Annotated in this window: 12 protein-coding genes; 10 read left to right on the top strand and 2 right to left on the bottom strand. The window is 57.4% G+C overall.

Features of this window, described 5'->3' with window-relative positions; all coding sequences use genetic code 11:
• Nucleotides 1-41: 41 nt before the first annotated feature.
• The 10 genes from K5905_RS01930 to K5905_RS01885 all read left to right on the top strand — a co-directional run bounded on the left by K5905_RS01930 (nt 42) and on the right by K5905_RS01885 (nt 16,861).
• The gene (locus K5905_RS01930) at nt 42-1,511 is read left to right on the top strand and encodes a PLP-dependent aminotransferase family protein (protein ID WP_297579664.1); all 1,470 of its coding nucleotides are present in this window, start codon (nt 42-44) and stop codon (nt 1,509-1,511) included.
• A gap of 305 nt (nt 1,512-1,816) precedes the next feature.
• On the top strand, nt 1,817-2,374 hold the full coding sequence (locus K5905_RS01925) for an XRE family transcriptional regulator (protein WP_297579661.1): 558 nt from the start codon (nt 1,817-1,819) through the stop codon (nt 2,372-2,374).
• Nucleotides 2,375-2,397: 23 nt separating this feature from the next.
• Entirely contained in the window at nt 2,398-4,839 is a 2,442-nt protein-coding gene (locus K5905_RS01920) for an FAD-dependent oxidoreductase (RefSeq protein ID WP_297579658.1), read from the top strand.
• A gap of 51 nt (nt 4,840-4,890) precedes the next feature.
• The gene (locus K5905_RS01915; RefSeq protein WP_297579655.1) at nt 4,891-6,441 is read left to right on the top strand and encodes a trimethylamine methyltransferase family protein; all 1,551 of its coding nucleotides are present in this window, start codon (nt 4,891-4,893) and stop codon (nt 6,439-6,441) included.
• A 45-nt stretch (nt 6,442-6,486) separates the two neighbouring features.
• Nucleotides 6,487-8,928, top strand: coding sequence for an FAD-dependent oxidoreductase (locus K5905_RS01910; RefSeq protein ID WP_297579652.1), 2,442 nt, complete (start codon nt 6,487-6,489; stop codon nt 8,926-8,928).
• 530 nt (nt 8,929-9,458) lie between these two features.
• Nucleotides 9,459-11,237, top strand: a complete 1,779-nt coding sequence (gene xsc, locus K5905_RS01905; RefSeq protein WP_297579649.1) for a sulfoacetaldehyde acetyltransferase — start codon at nt 9,459-9,461, stop codon at nt 11,235-11,237.
• Nucleotides 11,238-11,257: 20 nt separating this feature from the next.
• Complete coding sequence (locus tag K5905_RS01900) at nt 11,258-12,397, top strand: acetate/propionate family kinase (protein ID WP_297579646.1); 1,140 nt, start codon at nt 11,258-11,260, stop codon at nt 12,395-12,397.
• Nucleotides 12,397-15,219, top strand: coding sequence for a molybdopterin oxidoreductase family protein (locus tag K5905_RS01895; protein ID WP_297579643.1), 2,823 nt, complete (start codon nt 12,397-12,399; stop codon nt 15,217-15,219). Before K5905_RS01900 ends, K5905_RS01895 begins: the two co-directional genes overlap by 1 nt.
• Nucleotides 15,216-15,965, top strand: coding sequence for a 4Fe-4S dicluster domain-containing protein (locus K5905_RS01890; RefSeq protein ID WP_297579641.1), 750 nt, complete (start codon nt 15,216-15,218; stop codon nt 15,963-15,965). The genes K5905_RS01895 and K5905_RS01890 overlap by 4 nt, the downstream gene beginning before the upstream one ends.
• The gene (locus K5905_RS01885) at nt 15,965-16,861 is read left to right on the top strand and encodes a DmsC/YnfH family molybdoenzyme membrane anchor subunit (RefSeq protein ID WP_297579639.1); all 897 of its coding nucleotides are present in this window, start codon (nt 15,965-15,967) and stop codon (nt 16,859-16,861) included. The genes K5905_RS01890 and K5905_RS01885 overlap by 1 nt, the downstream gene beginning before the upstream one ends.
• A gap of 248 nt (nt 16,862-17,109) precedes the next feature.
• On the opposite strand, the gene K5905_RS01880 is transcribed toward K5905_RS01885, so the two are convergent.
• Both K5905_RS01880 and K5905_RS01875 read right to left on the bottom strand, forming a co-directional pair.
• Nucleotides 17,110-18,159 carry a 2-oxoacid:ferredoxin oxidoreductase subunit beta gene (locus tag K5905_RS01880; protein ID WP_297579637.1) on the bottom strand — a complete coding sequence of 350 codons (1,050 nt, stop codon included), beginning with the start codon at nt 18,157-18,159 and terminating at the stop codon, nt 17,110-17,112.
• Nucleotides 18,159-19,868 (bottom strand): 2-oxoacid:acceptor oxidoreductase subunit alpha (locus K5905_RS01875; protein ID WP_297579635.1); only part of this gene is annotated, 1,710 nt, incomplete at its 5' end. The genes K5905_RS01880 and K5905_RS01875, both read right to left, overlap by 1 nt.

The raw sequence follows: 19,868 nt of genomic DNA, 5'->3' as shown, positions 1-19,868 counted from the left end.
CTGTTTAATAGGTCCAGATAACCCAAGCTTTAGGGCCAGACATGGCGATACCGGCGGAGACGTTCTTTCTTCAGCCTGACAATGAAACAACCTTGCAGCAGCAAATCCAGCGGCTGGTCGTGGAGGCGATCTTATCCGGCCGTTGCCTGCCGGGGGAGAAGATGCCTTCAACCCGCAAGCTCGCCGATCATCTTGGTGTTGCAAGAATAACGGTCACAATCGCCTATACTGAGTTGGTCTCCAACGAATATCTCGTGTCAAAAGGCAGGTCCGGTTATTTTGTGGCGCAGACCGCGCCGAGCCGACCGAAATTCGATTTGCCGGATCAGGTGGCAGACGGTCAGATCGATTGGGCCCGTGCCATTGGTCAGAGATTTTCGCAGCATGTTCCACTGGTCCGACCCTCCAATTGGCAGGATTACAAGTATCCTTTCATTTACGGTCAATCCGACCCCCGATTGTTCGATCACCACAATTGGCGAAACTGTGCGCTGAGAGCAGTCGGTCGGAAGGACTTCGATATTCTGGCAACGGATTACTACGAACGTGACGATCCCATGCTGGTGGAGTTTATCCTGCGGCAGATCCTGCCACGCCGGGGCATCACCGCGCGCCCTGAAGAAATCCTGATCACGATGGGCGCTCAGCATGCGCTCTGGATCACGGCGCAGATCCTGCTGACACAGCGCCGCAGCGCGGTGATCGAGAACCCTTGTTTTCCCGGTCTCAGGCAGATCCTCAATCAGACGCGCTGCAATACCGTGTCCGTGGATGTCGATGCGGCCGGCCTGCCGCCGGAAAACCTGCCTGAAGATCTGGATGTGGTTTTTACCACGCCAAGCCACCATTGCCCGAGCAATGCGACCATGCCTGTTTCACGCCGCCATCGGCTGTTGGAACTTGCTGCACGCAAGGGCTTTGTCATCGTTGAAGACGACTACGAATTCGAGATTTCGTTCCTAAAGTCGCCATCACCTGCGCTGAAGTCGCTCGATCCGACCGGATCGGTCATCTATGTGGGCTCATTCTCCAAGTCCCTGTTTCCCGGACTACGGCTGGGATATCTGGTTGCTTCGGAACCCTTTATCCGGGAAGCGCGGGCATTACGCTCCCTTGTTCTGCGCCATCCGCCCGGCCTCATTCAAAGGACCGCAGCCTACTTTCTGTCGCTTGGTCATTACGACGCCCAGATCGCGCGGATGGGGCGTATCTACCGTAAACGCAGGTCGATCATGGAAGAGTGCCTGAGTGAGCACGGCCTGTCCCAGTCCGGACAATTCACATTTGGTGGTTCCTCCTTCTGGATGAAGGCCCCGGAGGGGATTGACAGTTCCGGACTGGCTCTCAACCTGCGTGACGATGGTGTTCTCATCGAGCCAGGACGCGCCTTCTTTGCCAATGGTCAGGAACGGCCCGGCTACTACCGACTGGCCTATTCGTCCATCGCTTCGGTGCGTATTCCCGAAGGCATTTCACTGATCGCGAAAAGGGTCGGTGAGGCGACCCGCTGAGCGACTGCGGATCGCCGCGGATATGCGTGAAACACCAATGTGAAGAAAAGTGGCTTGAGTGGTCTGGCCCTTGACCAACTGAGGCCGACCTGGCGCGGATTGAGACGTCAATTTTCATCGCACGTCCTGCATTGTCCTAGTAAGTAAAACCTTTTTTAAATCAACAATTTAGCGTTGTTTTGGCGCGATCGTTGCCGCGCTTCCACAAGATGTGATCAAAGAATTTCGGCTCGCCGTGAAATTTTGATTGATTTTTTCACGGAGTCGCGTGAAATTATCCTCGAAATTTTCACGAATGGATCGCCATGACGGAAAACAGCAGCCTGGGTGAGGACCTAAGAGCCCTCAGAACGGCCCGAAAGATGACGCTTGAGGAGCTTGCCCAAAAGCTTGGGCGGTCCGTCGGCTGGCTGTCCCAGATCGAGCGCGATATCTCTACGCCCAGAATGTCCGACCTGCGTCAGATCGCAGATGTTTTCGGTGTTCAGCTCTCGTTGTTTTTCGGCAGTACCGACGGGCCGGAAAGGGAGCGGGGACGGGTTGTTCGAGCCGCTTCGCGCCGCGTGATCGGAGAGCGCGATCAGGGGTTGGTCGAAACCCTGATTTCGCCCGACCTTACGGATGATTTCGAGATGATCCATTCAACGTTCCAACCCGGCTCACGCCGGGTGGAACTGATTTCGCGTCCCACTCAGGAGCTTGCCTACATCGTCTCCGGCAAACTCGATATCTGGCTGGATGACGAAAAGTTCACGGTTGAGGCCGGGGACAGTTTTCGCATCCGGGATGCCTCTTACCGCTGGGAGAACCCTTACTCAGAGCCGGCGGTTGCCGTCTGGGTCATTTCCCCGCCTGTTTACTGATCCGCTCCAAGAAGGAAGATCGAATGTCCGTACCCTCTACAGCCCGTGTTGTCATTATCGGTGGTGGTATCGTAGGCGTTTCGACGCTTTATCATCTGGCCAAAAACGGCTGGTCCGATTGTGTGCTTTTGGAAAAGAACGAGCTGACGGCAGGTTCCACCTGGCATGCAGCCGGTAACTGTCCGAACTTCGCCATGAGCTTCGGTGTCATGAATATTCAGCGCTATGGGCTTGAGCTGTATCGTGGCCTGGCGGAGGAAGTCGACTATCCGATCAATTATCACGTGACCGGGTCAGTGCGCCTTGCGCACAGCCACAAGCGGATGATGGAATTCGAGCATGCCGCGACAATGGCCCGGCACATGGGGCTGCAGATGGACGTCTGCACACCGGAAGAGCTGCTTCAGCACTATCCCTTTATGGAACTTCACGATCTGGAAGGCGGGCTCTGGGATCCGCTGGATGGCGACATCGACCCGGCGCAGGTCACCCAGGCATTGGCAAAGGGCGCGCGCGCTCTTGGTGGCCTGATCGCGCGGTTTACACCGGCAACCGGCGTCAGTCGTGAAAACGGCGAGTGGATCGTGCATACGGAAAAGGGTGACATTCGCTGCGAATACGTCGTCAATGCCGCCGGCTATTACGCACCGCGGGTCGGAGAATGGTTCATTCCCCATGGCGGCCGTCCCGTTCCAGCCGCCGTCATGAGCCACCAGTATTTTTTGACCGAGCCGGTTCCGGAAATTGCAGAATGGAGTGACAAGAACGGCCGGAAACTCCCACTGCTGCGCGACGTCGATACGTCCTATTACCTGCGACAGGAAACCAAGGGCTTCAACCTTGGTCCCTATGAGCGGAACTGTCAGGCAGCCTGGATCCGACCGGACGACCCAATGCCGGAAGATTTCAGTTTCCAGCTTTATCCGGACGATCTGGACCGGCTTGAATGGTATATCGAAGACGCCATGGCGCGTGTTCCGCTTTTGGGAACGCAGGGCGTCAGCAGGAACATCAATGGCCCAATCCCATACGCGCCCGACGGGCTGCCGATGATCGGACCGATGCCGGGTGTTCCCAATGCCTTTGAAGCCCATACCTTTACCTTCGGCATTGCCCAGGGTGGTGGTGCGGGCAAAGTGGCCGCGGAATGGATCATGCACGGCGAGACCGAGTGGGACATGTGGTCGTGCGATCCGCGCCGCTATACCGACTACACCGACAAGCAGTACTGCATCGACAAGGCGATGGAAGTTTATGGTCATGAATACGCCATGCACTTTCCGCATCACGCCTGGCCTGCCGGACGTGACCGCAAATTGTCGCCGATCCACGACAAATTGCTGGAACTTGGTGGGCAGATGGGGGCTTACAACGGCTGGGAGCGCGCCAACTGGTTTGCCAGACAGGGCGATGACACGTCCGAAGAAGCCACACAGACCTGGTCGCGATCCGGACCTTGGGAACCGCGTGTCCGCGAAGAATGCGAAGCTGTCCGGGATCATGTCGGCGTTCTCGATCTGCCCGGGTTTTCCCGGTTCAGCCTGACAGGTGCGGGTGCAGCCGAGTGGTTGCGTGGCCGGATTACCGGCGCATTGCCAAAGGCGGGTCGGATGAACCTTGCCTATTTCGCCGATGACCGCGGACGGATCGTGACGGAAATGTCGGTCATACGTCACAGCGAGGACGCGTTCACGCTGATCACCGCGGCTGCCGCGCAATGGCACGACTTTGACCTGCTGAAGTTCAATCTGGCGGACGGGCTCTCCCTGACGGATCGGACGCGGGATCTGACGACGCTTATTGTTTCCGGGCCAAAGTCGCGCGAACTCTTTGGCAAGATCGCCGAAGCGGATCTTTCACTCGGCTGGCTGACGCATCAGCAGGCGAAGGTCGCGGGCAAGGATGTCATGCTGGTTCGGGTCTCCTTTGCCGGTGAATTGGGCTGGGAGGTCCATGCAAGTTTCGAAGATATGCCTGTCATCTATGAAACCATTCTGGAGGCAGGTGCAAAACCCTTCGGTATGTATGCGCTGGATGCGCTGCGTCTGGAAAAAGGCTATCGGACCTGGAAGGGGGACCTTTCCACCGACTACACGCTCTTTGAAGGCGGTCTGGACCGGTTTGTGAAACTCGACAAACCCCAGGACTTTCCGGGCAAGGCGGCCCTTTTGAACGAAATCCAGCAGGGGGTCGAAAGACGGTTCGTGTCCATGATCGTCGATGCCGAGGATTGTGATGCGCCTTACATGTCGGCCCTCTGGCTCGGTGACGATCTTGTCGGCGAGGTCACTTCGGGCGGCTGGGGTTACCGGATCAATGCCTCGATCGCAATGGGCGTCATACGGGCGGATCTTGCGAAGGCCGGGACCGAAGTCGAGATTGAAATTTACGGCAAGCGGCTCAAGGCAACTGTCCAGCCGGACGCGCCGCTCTGGGATCCGGAAAATGAGCGTATTCGGGCGTAAAACGCGCCGAGCAGTACCACAGGCTTTTGCTTCTTACTTGGAGGAGTGTTTATGAGCGGAAGTGAACTGAAACAACGCCGCCGTTCAGGTGGCCGTTCCGCGCGCACTGCGGCCAGGGCTCGTCCCCTGGACCAGGCGATCCGGCCAGTCAGGCCCGGCTTGCCAGGAGGGCAGTTCCGAGCTTTAAAGGATGAGGATGTTTCCCGCATCCACGAAGCGGCGATCAATGCACTGGAAAATATCGGCATGGGATCGGCTCCGCCGTCCGGCAGGGCTTATCTGACCGCTGCCGGAGCCATCGAAGGGGACGATGGACGTATCCGGTTTCCACGCGCACTTATTGAAGACATGCTGGCCAGGGCCGCTCGGGACTTCACGCTCTGCGCGAGAGACCCGCAACATGATCTGCAGCTTCAGGGTACCAATGTGCATTACGGCACAGCGGGTGCGGCCGTCCACATGGTCGATCCCGTTACCGGCGACTACCGAAATCCTTCGGTTCAGGATCTTTATGATGCCGCGCGGATAGTGCAGCGGCTGGACAATGTCCATTTCTTCCAGCGCCCGGTGGTGTGTCGTGAGTTCGAAACACCGCTCGACCTGGATCTGAACACGCTTTATGCGGCCTGTGCAGGGACAAGCAAACATATCGGGACGTCGTTCACCGAAGCAGGCAACGTTCACAAATGCATGGAGCTGCTGCATTTGATTGCAGGTGGTGAAGATGCCTGGCGCGAGCGACCTTTTGTGTCGAACTCGAATTGTTTTGTCGTGCCGCCGCTCACATTTGCCGAGGAAAGCTGCGAGGTGATGGAGGCTTGCATTCTGGCCGGCATGCCGGTGCTGCTTTTGTCGGCGGGTCAGGCGGGGGCAACCGCGCCTGCACCCATTGCCACGGCTGTTGTCCAGGCAGTTGCCGAGTGCCTCGCCGGCGTTGTTTATGTCAATGCAGTCAAGCCCGGTCATACCGCCATTTTCGGTACCTGGCCGTTCGTAAGCGATCTGCGCACCGGAGCGATGTCCGGAGGCAGTGGAGAGCAGGCCCTGCTGAGTGCCGCCTGTGCGCAGATGCATCAGTTCTACGGTTTGCCCGGCGGAGCCGCCGCCGGTATCGCCGACAGCAAGTTGCCCGATATGCAGGCAGGCTGGGAGCAGGGGATCAGCAATGTCATGGCGGGTCTTTCGGGCCTCAACATGGTCTATGAGTCCGTCGGGATGCATGCTTCCCTGCTCGGTTTTTGTCTGGAATCCCTGGTTCTGGGCAATGACATGCTCGGTCAGGTGCAGCGCTGTGTGCGCGGCATCGAGGTCAAGGACGAATATGTCGACCTGGAGGTGGTTCGCTCCGTCGTGCTGGATGGGCCGGGACATTACCTCGGTCACGACCAGACCCTGCAGCTGATGCAAAGCGAGTACATCTATCCTGAACTTGCAGATCGTTCGAGCCCAAAGGAATGGGAAGAGCGCGGCAAACCACGCTTGCTCGATACGGCTGCCGAAAGAGTTCGATCCATATTGTCCGAAGACAGTCATCTGATTGACCCTCAGACGGAAGCCGCGCTGCATGCGGCCATGCCGTTGGCCAGTCTTTCAAGGTCCTGATGGGCCATCGTGAATGTGTGACAGAAAGCATAGAAAGAGTTGAACGTGGCACCTCCATCAAAGGCCCGGGTTGTCGTCATCGGCGGCGGCGTTGTCGGGTGTTCCGTCGCCTATCATCTGACCAAGAAAGGTTGGACGGACGTCGTTCTGCTGGAACGCAAGCAGCTGACTTCCGGCACGACCTGGCACGCCGCAGGGTTGATTGCCCAGCTGCGCGCGACCGAAAACATGACACGGCTCGCCAAGTACAGTCAGGAGCTTTACGGCAAGCTAGAGGAAGAGACGGAGGTTGCCACCGGTTTCCGGCGGTGCGGCTCGATCACCGTCGCGCTCACCGAAGAGCGAAAGGAGGAAATCTTCCGTCAGGCCTCCATGGCCCGGGCCTTCGGCGTCGAAGTGGAAGAAATCACGCCTTCGGAAGTCAAGGCACGCTATGAGCATCTGAATGTCGAGGATGTTGTTGCCGGTGTTTATCTTCCTCTCGACGGCCAGGGGGACCCGGCCAATATCGCTCTGGCACTGGCAAAGGGAGCGCGCAAGCGCGGCGCCAAGGTGCTGGAACGGGTGAAAGTTACGGGTCTCCAGAAATCAGGTCGCCGCGTGACGGGTGTCGAATGGCAGTCGGCTGATGGCGCCGGCGTTATCGAGTGCGACCACATCGTCAATTGCGGCGGCATGTGGGGCCATGAGCTTGGCCGCATGGCCGGGGTCAACGTTCCGCTGCATGCCTGCGAGCACTTCTACATTGTCACCGAGAATGTTCCCGGCCTGACGCAGCTGCCTGTTCTGCGCGTTCCGGATGAATGTGCCTATTACAAGGAAGATGCCGGCAAGATCCTGCTCGGGGCGTTCGAGCCGAATGCCAAACCCTGGGGTATGACGGGCATCCCGGACGATTTCGAATTCGATCAGCTGCCAGAGGATTTCGATCATTTCGAGCCTATCCTCGAAGCTGCGGTCAACCGCATGCCGTTGTTGGCCGAAACCGGCATTCACACCTTCTTCAACGGGCCGGAGAGCTTTACTCCGGACGATGCCTATCATCTGGGTCTTGCGCCGGAAATGGATAACGTCTGGGTGGCTGCGGGCTTCAATTCCATCGGCATCCAGTCTGCGGGCGGGGCGGGCATGGCACTGGCGGAATGGATGGACAGTGGTGCCAAGCCATTCGACCTGGGCGATGTCGACATTTCACGCATGCAGCCTTTCCAGGGCAATCGCCACTATCTGTTTGAGCGATCGAAGGAAACGCTTGGCCTGCTATATGCCGATCACTTTCCTTACCGGCAAAAGGCAACAGCACGTGGCATCCGCCGCACGCCATTGCATGAGCAGTTAAAGGCGCAAGGAGCCGTGTTCGGAGAGTTGGCAGGCTGGGAACGGGCGAACTGGTTTGCGGATGAAGGGCAGGAAAGAGAATACCGCTACACCTGGAAACGCCAGAACTGGTTTGAAAATGCAGCACGTGAACATCTGGCGATCCGAGAGAATGTCGGTGTCTATGATATGTCGTCCTTTGGCAAGATCCGTGTTGAAGGTCCGGATGCCGAGGCTTTTTTGAACTATGTCGGCGGCGGCGACTACTCCGTGCCTCCAGGCAAGATCGTTTACACCCAGCTGCTCAACGACCGGGGCGGGATCGAAGCGGACGTGACGGTAACGCGTCTTTCGGAAACCGCTTATCTCGTCGTAACGCCAGCTGCGACCCGGCTGGCCGATGAAACCTGGCTTCGGCGGCATATAGGCGATTTCCGGGTCGTGATCACGGATGTGACGGCTGGCGAGGCTGTTCTTGCAGTCATGGGACCAAACTCGCGGAAATTGCTGCAGGCGATTTCTCCCAATGATTTCACCAACGCTGCCAATCCATTTGGAACGGCGCAGGAAATCGAGATCGGCATGGCATTGGCGCGAGCGCATCGGGTGACCTATGTCGGTGAACTCGGTTGGGAGCTTTATGTCTCAGCGGATATGGCAGCACATGTGTTCGAGACCCTTCATGCAGCCGGGCAGGAGATGAATGCAAAGCTCTGCGGCATGCATATGATGGATTCGTGCCGGATCGAAAAAGGTTTCCGCCATTTCGGTCACGACATAACCTGCGAAGATCATGTGCTGGAGGCAGGGCTGGGTTTTGCCGTCAAGCGGGACAAGCCTCATTTTATTGGCCGCGAAGCAGTGCTGCGCAAGCGCGAAGAGGGTTTGCAAAAGCGGCTGGTGCAGTTCCGGCTGACCGATCCCGACCCCTTGCTCTATCACGCGGAGCCTATCCTCAGGGATGGCGAGGTGGTCGGTTTTCTGAGCAGTGGCAATTACGGTCACACATTGGGCGGTGCCATGGGGCTTGGTTATGTGCCCTGCAGCGGGGAAACCGCGGATCAGGTTCTGAGCTCTTCCTACGAAATCGAAGTGGCCGGGACGCGCGTCGAAGCCGAGGCGTCTCTGAAACCGATGTATGACCCGAAATCTGAACGGGTGAAGGTCTGACCAGGTGTGCCGTAAATTGCTGACGCAGGTCAGTGAATTGCGGTGCCGCAGGCAAAACAGGTCAGTTTGGCGCGCGAGACGAAAGAACATGTGGCGCATATTCCCGTCTGGCAAACCCAATTCGGCCTGTTTTGCCTGCAGCTTTTTGAGCTTTAATGTAAGTCTCTGAAAAAACGTTGGCTTTTGGGCTTCGGACGGCAGGTAATCTTATGCGCCGCCTGAGCAACTCTGACGCTGGCGGAGTAATTTCCCATTTGTCGCGAAGGCCAGGGTTACAGCCTCATATTGGAGCATTGGAGCTGCGCTTTTCGAGTGCTGTGTCGTCCTGTGTTTCAGATCATCAATTCCCTAAGGTCATGACCGATGTCGCAAGGAAGAGAAAGTTCCAGCGCTAGCGAAGGTGAAATCGTGCTCTGGCTATATGAAGGCCTACAATCTGGCCCTAAGAGACGGAGGGAAAAGGGAGTTAAAACTAGAGCCAACACTGCTTGCGCAGAACAGACATCATCGAATTCACGGGAGTAATCGACATGAAAATGACGACCGAGGAAGCATTCGTCAAAGTGCTTCAGGCGCACGGTATCGAACATGCGTTTGGAATCATCGGTTCGGCGTTTATGCCGATTTCCGATCTGTTCCCCCGGGCCGGCATTAACTTCTGGGACTGCGCCCATGAGTGCTCCGGAGGTATGATGGCCGATGGATATACCCGCGCCAGTGGCAAGATGAGCATGATGATCGCCCAGAACGGTCCGGGAATCACGAACTTCGTCACAGCGGTCAAGACGGCTTACTGGAATCATACGCCGCTCCTGCTCGTCACGCCTCAGGCTGCCAACAAGACGATAGGTCAGGGTGGCTTTCAGGAGGTCGAGCAGATGGATCTCTTCAAGGATATGGTCGCCTATCAGGAAGAAGTTCGTGACCCGTCCCGCATCGCTGAGGTCCTGAACCGGGTCATCATGCAGGCAAAACGCGCAAGCGCTCCGGCACAGATCAACGTCCCGCGCGATTACTGGACCCAGGTGGTCGACATCGCCCTTCCGGCGATCGTTGAATTCGAGCGTCCGGATGGCGGGGCAACGGCAATTGCGGAAGCTGCCGAGCTTTTGAGCAAGGCAAAGTTTCCTGTCATCCTCAACGGTGCGGGTGTCGTTCTCGGTGGTGCCATCCCGGCTTCCATGGCGCTTGCGGAGCGTCTGGATGCTCCGGTTTGCTGCGGTTATCAGCACAATGACGCATTCCCGGGCTCACACCGGCTCTTTGCGGGACCGCTCGGTTACAACGGATCGAAGGCGGGCATGGAGTTGATTTCCAAGGCCGATGTAGTGCTTGCGCTCGGCACCCGTTTGAACCCGTTCTCCACTTTGCCCGGATACGGTATCGACTACTGGCCGAAGGATGCCAGCATCATTCAGGTGGATATTAACCCCGACCGTATCGGCCTGACCAAAACAGTTTCCGTCGGAATTGTCGGAGATGCCAAGAAAGTCGCTGATGCGATCCTTGAAAAACTTGCTCCAACTGCAGGCAACGAGGGTCGTGAAGACCGCGTGCACACCATCTCGCAAACGAAGTCGCGCTGGGCGCAGCAGCTATCGTCCATGGATCATGAAGACGACGACCCGGGCACAACCTGGAACGAGCGTGCACGCGAAGCCAAGCCGGACTGGCTCAGCCCGCGCAAGGCATGGCGCGCAATTCAGGCGGCCTTGCCGAAAGAAGCGATCATCAGCTCCGACATTGGAAACAACTGCGCCATTGGCAACGCCTACCCAAGCTTCGAACAGGGCAGGAAGTATCTTGCACCGGGCCTGTTCGGGCCGTGCGGATACGGGCTTCCGTCAATCGTCGGCGCCAAGATCGGGTGCCCGGACACGCCGGTTGTCGGGTTTGCCGGGGACGGCGCCTTCGGGATCGCGGTAACCGAACTGACGGCAATCGGCCGCAGCGAGTGGCCGGCCATCACCATGGTTGTTTTCCGGAACTATCAGTGGGGTGCGGAGAAGCGCAACTCGACACTCTGGTATGATGACAACTTTGTCGGTACCGAGCTGGATGAACAGGTCAGCTACGCCGGTATCGCCAAGGCCTGTGGACTGGAAGGCGTTCAGGCCCGGACCATGACCGAGTTGACGGATGAACTCGACAAGGCGGTCGACCGGCAGATGAACCAGGGCAAGACAACCTTGATCGAAGTGCTGATCAACCAGGAACTTGGTGAGCCTTTCCGGCGCGATGCCATGAAAAAGCCGGTGGAAGTGGCTGGAATATCGGCTGACGACATGCGTCCGCAAACCGGCGCCTGACCGGCAGGCCTGACAGTGTGATGGGAGACATACTTGTCCTGAATTCCGGATCGTCCTCGATCAAGTTCGCTGTGTTCGCAGCGGACTTGTCGAAAAAAACCTATGGGAGCGCTGTCGAAATCGGCGGCGCCTCAAAGTTGATCGTGGACACTCATGGAGTGGGCTTGTCGCTCCCCAGTCATGTCAGCGCGCTGGATGCCATTTTCGGGGCGCTGGAAGAAATGGGTATTGCTCTTTCCAGCCTCCGGGCGGCAGCTCACCGGGTGGTGCATGGTGGACGTAACCTTCTTGCCCCTTGCCTGGTGAACGAAGATGTTCTTGCGGAAATCGATCGTTGCATTCCGCTGGCACCGCTTCACAATCCGCACAATCTCGCTGCCATTCGGGCAGTTGCCGAGATTGCGCCTGAGCTTGCGCAATGCGTGAGCTTCGACACGGCATTTCACGCGACCAATCCTGAAGTTGCCAGGCGTTACGCCATTCCCGACAGTGAAACCGAAGCCGGGCTGCAGCGCTACGGGTTTCACGGTATTTCCTATCAGAGCCTGGTGCACAAGCTCCCTGGCGTTTCCGGAAAAGATGTGCCGGAAAGGCTGTTGGCGCTTCACCTTGGAAATGGTGCCAGCCTGTGTGCGGTTCGCCGCGGCAAGTCCGTTGCGACGACGATGGGTTATTCCCCACTGGAAGGTCTGACCATGGGAACCCGGTGCGGATCCATCGACGGCAACGTCGTTCTGAAAATGGTGGCGGAACACGGAGTTGAACGCACGTCGGATATCCTCAACAAGGAAAGCGGTCTGCTGGCGCTCGGCGGGTTTTCGGACATGCGTCAGCTTCAGTCTCTCAACACCGAAGAATCCCGATTTGCGGTCGAACACTTTTGCTATTGGGCCATTCGCCATGCCGGTTCGATGATTGCGGCAATGGGCGGTCTGGACGCCGTCGCCTTCACCGGTGGCATCGGGGAAAACGATGCCAGGGCAAGATCCACAATTCTTGAAGGTCTTTCATGGCTTGGCGTTGACGTCGACGAACAGGCCAACGAGGCTGGTTCAGCAAAATTGCACGCCGCCGATTCCAGGGTGGAGGTGTGGATCGTACCGGCGGAAGAGGAAGAAATGATTGCCAGAAATGCCTTGTCCCTTACGGAGCCCTGTTGATGTTTTTTGAAGATCGGGCACTCGACACCTCGCCCAAAGTGTCTGACGAAGTTCGGAAAACAACCTGTTACATGTGCGCCTGCCGATGTGGGATCAACGTGCATATGAAAGATGGCAAGGTGGCCTATATCGAAGGCAATCGCGACCATCCCGTCAACAAGGGCGTGCTTTGCGCCAAAGGGTCTTCCGGCATAATGCAGGTGAATGCACCGTCCCGGTTGCGTGCACCGATGAAACGAACCGGGCCGCGCGGGTCTGGAGAATTCGAGGAAATCTCCTGGGACGAAGCACTGTCGATCGCAACCTTGTGGCTTGAGCCGATCCGCAAGTCTTCTCCGGAGAAACTTGCTTTTTTCACCGGCCGGGATCAGTCGCAGAGTTTTACGAGTTTCTGGGCCCAGAATTTCGGTACTCCGAACTATGCGGCCCATGGCGGGTTCTGCTCGGTCAACATGGCGACCGCCGGTATCTACACCATGGGTGGGGCGTTCTGGGAATTCGGTCAACCGGACTGGGACCGGACGAAACTCTTCATGATTTTCGGAGTGGCGGAGGACCACGATTCCAATCCGATCAAGATGGGGCTCGGCAAGCTGAAGGCTCGCGGAGGCAAGGTGATCGGGGTCAATCCGATCCGCTCCGGATACAACGCAATCGCCGACGAATGGGTCGGCATCACGCCCGGAACAGACGGGCTTTTTATTTCCGCGCTGATCCATCTGCTTTTGAAGGCCGGCAAGATAGATCTGAAGTATCTTGCAAACTTTACCAACGCACCCTGTCTGCTCAACGAGACACCCGGGTCTCCGGACAACGGCCTTCTGCTGCGGGACAGTGACGGCAAGCCGCTTGTTGTCGACCGAACCACCGGCACGCTAACACCGTTCGACGAGCCTGGCGTCAAACCCAATCTGGCAGCCAGTGTTGAAATGGACGGGGTGACGCACCGGACTGTCTTCCAACACCTTGCCGAACGTTTCCTTTCGGAAGACTACAGCCCCGAAGCCGTTGGCGAGCGATGCGGTGTCAGCGCCGGGCGCATTAAATCGATCGCCGCCGAACTGGCCCGGGTTGCATTTGAAGAAGCATTCGAACTCGACCAACCCTGGACGGATTTTCGCGGCAAACGGCATGAGACGATGACCGGAAGACCGGTGAGCTTTCATGCCATGCGCGGGATTTCAGCGCATTCCAACGGCTTTCAGACCTGTCGGACGCTTCACGTCCTGCAAATCCTCCTTGGAACTGTCGAGGTCCCTGGCGGGTTCCGTTTCAAGCCGCCTTACCCGAAGCCGGTCGAGGCACATCCGACACCTCATTGTCATTCAAAACCGGACTGTCCGCTTGATGGTCCCCATCTTGGTTTTGTTCGCGGACCGGCAGATCTTGCCTTCAAGGAAGACGGATCTCCCGCGCGGATCGACAAGGCATTCACCTGGGAGAATCCGCTCTCAGCGCATGGCCTGATGCATATGGTCATTTCCAATGCACATGCGGGCGACCCCTACAAGATCGACACGCTGTTCCTCTATATGGCCAACATGGCCTGGAACTCGTCCATGAACACGCGTGGTGTCATGGAAATGCTGACGGACAAGGATGAGAACGGAGACTATGTCATTCCGCGCATCATCTACTCCGACGCCTATTCCTCCGAGATGGTCGCTTATGCGGATCTGATCCTGCCCGATACCACCTATCTGGAGCGGCATGACTGTATCTCGCTTCTGGACAGGCCGATCTGTGAAGCGGAAGCTGCGGCAGATGCGATCCGCTGGCCGGTGGTCGAACCGGACAGGGACGTGCGCGGGTTTCAGTCAGTTCTGATCGATCTGGGAGCGAGGCTCGGTCTTCCCGGATTTATCGATGAGAATGGCGAGGCTCGTTACGAAGACTATGCCGATTACATCGTCAATCATCAGCGCCGGCCCGGAATCGGTCCGCTTGCCGGGTTCCGTGGCGACGGTACAAAGACCGGTCGGGGAGATATCAATCCGGATCAACTTGAAAAATACATCGAGAACGGCAGCTTTTTTGTCGAACATGTGCCGGATGAAGCGGCTTTTTACAAACCCTGGAACCGGGCCTATCAGGACTGGGCGGTCGGCCTCGGATTTTACGACAAACCACAGCCCTATCTCTTTCAGCTCTATGTCGAACCTCTCAGACGGCTGCAACTTGCAGCGGAGGGACATGGCGAGCGGCAGCCTCCGGATCACCTGCGCCAGCAGATCCTTGAGTGTCTGGATCCGTTGCCGACCTGGTATCCGGTCCTGGAGGAGACGGTGGTCGATCCTGAGCAGTACCCGGTGCATGCGCTCACGCAACGGCCAATGGCGATGTACCACTCCTGGGGAAGTCAGAATGCCTGGCTGCGGCAGATCCACGGGCGCAATCCGCTTTATGTGCCAACGAAAATCTGGCAGCAGCACGGGTTTGAAGATGGCGATTGGGCACAGGTGACATCCATTCATGGACAGATCACGGTGCCGGTCGCCCACATGGCCGGGCTCAACGAAAACACCGTCTGGACGTGGAATGCCATCGGTAAACGCAAAGGGGCCTGGGCACTTGAAGATGACGCGCCGGAGGCAACAAAGGGGTTTCTTCTGAACCACCTGATCCATGAATTGCTGCCATCGAAGGGCGATGGCATGAGATGGGCGAACTCCGACCCGATTACCGGGCAGGCGGCCTGGTTCGATCTTCGCGTCCGCATTGAAAAAGTGACAGCACCAGAGGAGAGCCAGCCCGTCTTCGGTGCCTTGAAATCGCCGGTCGGGGAAGGACCTGCCGTGGTTCGTCAGAAGGTGAGCAAATGACCCAGTTGCCGGAAACGAGCGAAAAGAAACTCGGCCTTGTCATTGACCTGGACACATGTGTCGGCTGTCACGCCTGTGTGACCGCCTGTAAAGGCTGGAATACGGAAAACTACGGCGCTCCGCTGAGCGATATGGATGCCTATGGCAGCAATCCATCGGGGACCTTCCTGAACCGTGTCCATTCCTATGAAGTCGAACCGCGGGCCGGCGGTTGCAGTCAGACAGTGCATTTTCCAAAATCCTGCCTGCATTGCGACGATGCGCCATGTGTGACCGTGTGCCCGACGGGTGCCAGCTACAAACGCCAGGAAGATGGCATTGTGCTGGTGGAAGAGGATGCCTGTATCGGTTGCGGACTGTGCGCCTGGGCTTGTCCATATGGCGCGAGGGAACTGGATCTCGCTGCCGGTGTCATGAAGAAATGCACACTCTGTGTGGATCGTATCTACAACGAGAACCTGCCGGAGGAAGATCGCATTCCGGCTTGTGTGCGCACCTGCCCGGCAGGCGCGCGCCATTTCGGTGATCTTGGTGACCCTTCAAGCGAGGTTTCGATGCTGGTGGCCGAACGTGGCGGTTTTGACCTGATGCCCGAACAGGGGACACAGCCGACAAACAAGTATCTGCCGCCTCGTCCCAAGGATCAACTGCCCGACATGGATGTTCTATCGCCTGCATTGGAACCGGTCGCCGGGGAGCCGAAAGGGTTCCTGAAGTGGCTCGACAAAGCTCTGGAGGCGATCTGATGCATCCGGCACCGTCCGTTATCGTCTTTACCGTGCTGTCCGGTCTCGGGTTCGGATTGCTGAGTTTTCTGGGCCTTGGCCTGCCGCAGGTGACCGGGTGGGAGGCATTTTTCTATTTCGCCCTTGCTTTTGCGCTGGCCGTTGGCGGGCTTGTGGCCTCCACCTTTCACCTTGGCAATCCGCAGCGGGCTTTGAAAGCCTTCACGCAATGGAAGACCAGCTGGCTTTCAAGAGAAGCGTGGCTTTCGTCGTTGGCGCTGGTGGCGATGGGATTATATGCCTTTGCTGCGGTTTTTCTGGACATATCCGCCGGGTTGCTCGGCTGGCTTGGTGCTGCCCTGTCAGTTGCGACAGTTGTGGCGACTTCGATGATTTATGCGCAACTCATGACGGTCCCCCGCTGGAACCACTGGCTGACGCCACTTCATCTGCTCACATTGTCTCTGGCCGGGGGCGCAATCCTTGCTCAGCAAAGTGCAGTGGCTTTAGCGTTGCTTGTGGTGGCCGGGATCGTGCAGATTTTGCACTGGGTGCTAGGAGATCGAAGGTTTGAAGAGCGGGGTCACACGATCGAAAGTGCGACCGGACTGGGCGATATCGGAGCAGCGCGTCTGTTTGAACCACCGCATACGGGAACAAACTATCTGTTGAAGGAGATGGTTCACGTGGTCGGGCGCAAGCATGCGCAAAAGCTGCGGGTGATTGCCTTTGTCTTCATGATCGTTCTGCCGATTGCGGTTCTGATCCTTCTGCCCCAGGGGATCGTATCGGCAGCGCTTGCGATTCTTTGTTATCTGATCGGGACATTTGCCTCCCGCTGGCTTTTCTTTGCTGAAGCGGAGCATGTTGTCGGGCTCTATTATGGTGCTCGCAGCGCACAGGCCGTCGCGGGATAGTCGGCCCTCAGCATTCGTGGTTCCGTTCGCACCAACCTCCAGTCACTTGAGTGACAGGCGGTTGGTGTGAACAAGATTGCTTGTTTTGTTTCCGGAAGTTTCAGGACTTAAGCGGTCACGACCACATAGACAGCGACGCCATTTTCGGTGATCGACTGGTCGTCGACACTGCCACAACTACAATAGTCCTTGCATCGTGTGCGGTTGGAAACCGACTGGCGACTATTAAGATGCCCGAGTTCAATGCGTCAGCGCAGGCCTTCGTTGATACTGTCCAGAACCTTGCTCCCGGGGCAGAGCTCGTCTTTACCAAGCTCGTTCAGTGGACGTGAAGCGATATCCAGATTGTGGTTCAGGTCGTGGGTATCCGGGTCCAGGAACAAAAGACCGGTGAGGATCCGTCCGTCTTCCTTGGCCTGCTGTATTGCATTGATCGATCCGGTGCGGTCATCTGTTGCAAAGCTGGTGTCGGCCTTGTGCAGGTGAATGACTGAACCATCATGCAAGGTGACGCTTTTGCTGGTGCCCTCGGAATATTGCGTGCGGATTTCTTCGCGCATCGGTACGAAATCCAATGGCATCACGTCCAGATGATCGCGGGTTGCCGAATAGCTTTTGGTCGAGCCCGAGTGATTGTTAAAGGTGACACAGGGTGAGACCACATCGATGAAGGCAAATCCGTTGTGAGCCATGGCGGCGCGGATCAGCGGTTCGAGCTGTTCCTTGTCGCCGGAAAAACTGCGGGCGACAAAGCTTGCCCCCTGAAGCAGGGCCAATCCGGCCAGATCGATGCCGTCAAACGGGTTCACATCACCGTATTTGCTGACCGAGCAGTGATCCGCCGTGGCGCTGTCCTGCCCTTTGGTGAGACCATAGCAGCCATTGTTCGCGACAATATAGGTCATGTTCACATTGCGTCGGACCAGATGAACGAACTGTCCCATGCCGATGGACGCCGTATCTCCGTCGCCGGAAACCCCGATATAGGTCAGGCTGCGGTTGGCCAGGCTGGCACCTGTGGCGACGGACGGCATGCGCCCGTGAACCGAATTGAAACCGTGCGATTTGCCAAGGAAATAAGTCGGCATTTTCGACGAACAGCCGATGCCGGAAATCTTGGCGATACGGTGGGGCGGGATCGCGGACAGGAAACAGGCGTTGCGGATTGCACCAGAAATGCTGTCGTGTCCGCAGCCCGCACACAGCGTCGAGATCGCTCCGTCGTAGTCGGCGACCGTATAGCCGAGCGTATTAACCGGAAGGCGCGGATGACGGAAATTCGGTTTGATATAGGACATCAGGCAATCTCCGGATGCAGGCGAACCACATCAGCGCTTTTCGTTTTCAGGGTCTTGCGGATCTGATCGGCGATCATGCGTGCCGTTATCGGCGTGCCGGAATAGTTCAATACCGATATCAGCTTGTTTCTTGGCACTTCGCATTCGTTCATGATCAACTGGCGCATCTGCCCGTCGCGGTTCTGCTCGATCACGAATGATAGGTCGTGTTCATCGATGAACTGGTCGAGGCTTTCATGGAAGGGGAAGGCGCGAATGCGCATCGTGTCGATGGGATACCCTTCGGCAGCAAGCATCTCGACCGCCTCATAGCTCGGTGACGCACTGGTGCCGAAAAAGAGTGCTCCGAGCTTCAGTTTTGTTTTGGGTTTCTTGACCTCGATCGGCGGGTGGGTCTTGGGACGGGGAACCAACTGCTTGGCGGTTTCGAACTTGCGCAGGAGACGGTCCACATTCCGCACGTAGTCTTCGCCGCTTTCGGAATAGATTGCGTTTTCGTTCTTCGACGAGCCACGGGTAAAATAGGCACCTTTTTCAGGATGGGTGCCCGGCAGGGTCCGATAGCAGATGCCGTCGTTGTCAACATCCTTGTATCGGCCCCAGTCAGTGGCGTTTTCCAGCGCCTCGGCATCCAGCACCTTACCGCGGTCCATCTGATAATTGTCGTCCCATTCAAGGGGTGGGGACATCCAGTCGTTCATGCCAAGATCCAGATCCGACATCATGATGACCGGGGTCTGCAGTCGCTCGGCAAGGTCAAACGCCTCGACGGTCATGTCGAAACATTCCCGAGGTGTTGCAGGGAACAGAAGGACCTGTTTGGTGTCGCCATGGCTGGCATAGGCGGCGGCCAGGATGTCCGACTGCTGGCTGCGCGTCGGCATGCCCGTGGACGGGCCAGAACGCTGAACATCGATCAGAACCACAGGAACTTCGGCAAAATAGGCCAGCCCCAGGAATTCGCTCATGAGCGAAAGACCCGGACCCGAGGTGGCAGTAAAAGCCCGTGCGCCGTTCCAGCTTGCGCCTACAACCATGCCCATCGCCGCCAGCTCGTCTTCGGCCTGAACGATGGCGTAGTTCTTCTTGCCGCTGCCCGGGTCGATGCGCATCCGCTTTGCATATTTGGCGAAGGCATCGACGACAGACGTCGACGGTGTAATCGGATACCAGGCCGCAACGGTTGCACCGCCATAAATGGCACCAAGCGCCGTCGCCGTGTTGCCGTTCATCAGGATATGGGGGGCTTCAAGAATATGCGGGGCGATATTGAAGTTTTTCTCAAGCCGGATCGGCAATGGACACTGGAAATTGTCCATGGCGTACTGATAGCCCATTTCCAGCGCGTGTACGTTTGAGGAAATCAGCTTTTCCTTGCCCTTGAACTGGTCGTGGAGCAGTCCTTTCAAGACAGCAAAATCGACGTCCAGCAGGGCGGCCAGAGTGCCGACATAGACAACGTTTTTCAAAAGCTGCTGCAGGCGAGGCGGCGAGAATTCCTTCATGCACATTTCGGTAAAGGGCACGCCGAAATAGTGGATGTCGTCCCGTTTGAGATGCTGTGCCAGAGGCTTGGTGCAATCATACACAAAATAGCCGCCCGGCTCGATGCTCTGTACGTCCTTTTCCATGCTTTGCGGGTTGACGGAGACCATCAGGTCGACGCCGCCGCGCCGTCCGAGATACCCTCGTGCGCTGACCCTTACTTC

The sequence above is a fragment of the Roseibium sp. genome (assembly GCF_025698965.1).
Lineage (GTDB): Bacteria > Pseudomonadota > Alphaproteobacteria > Rhizobiales > Stappiaceae > Roseibium.
This window is presented reverse-complemented; position numbering and strand designations above follow the sequence as displayed.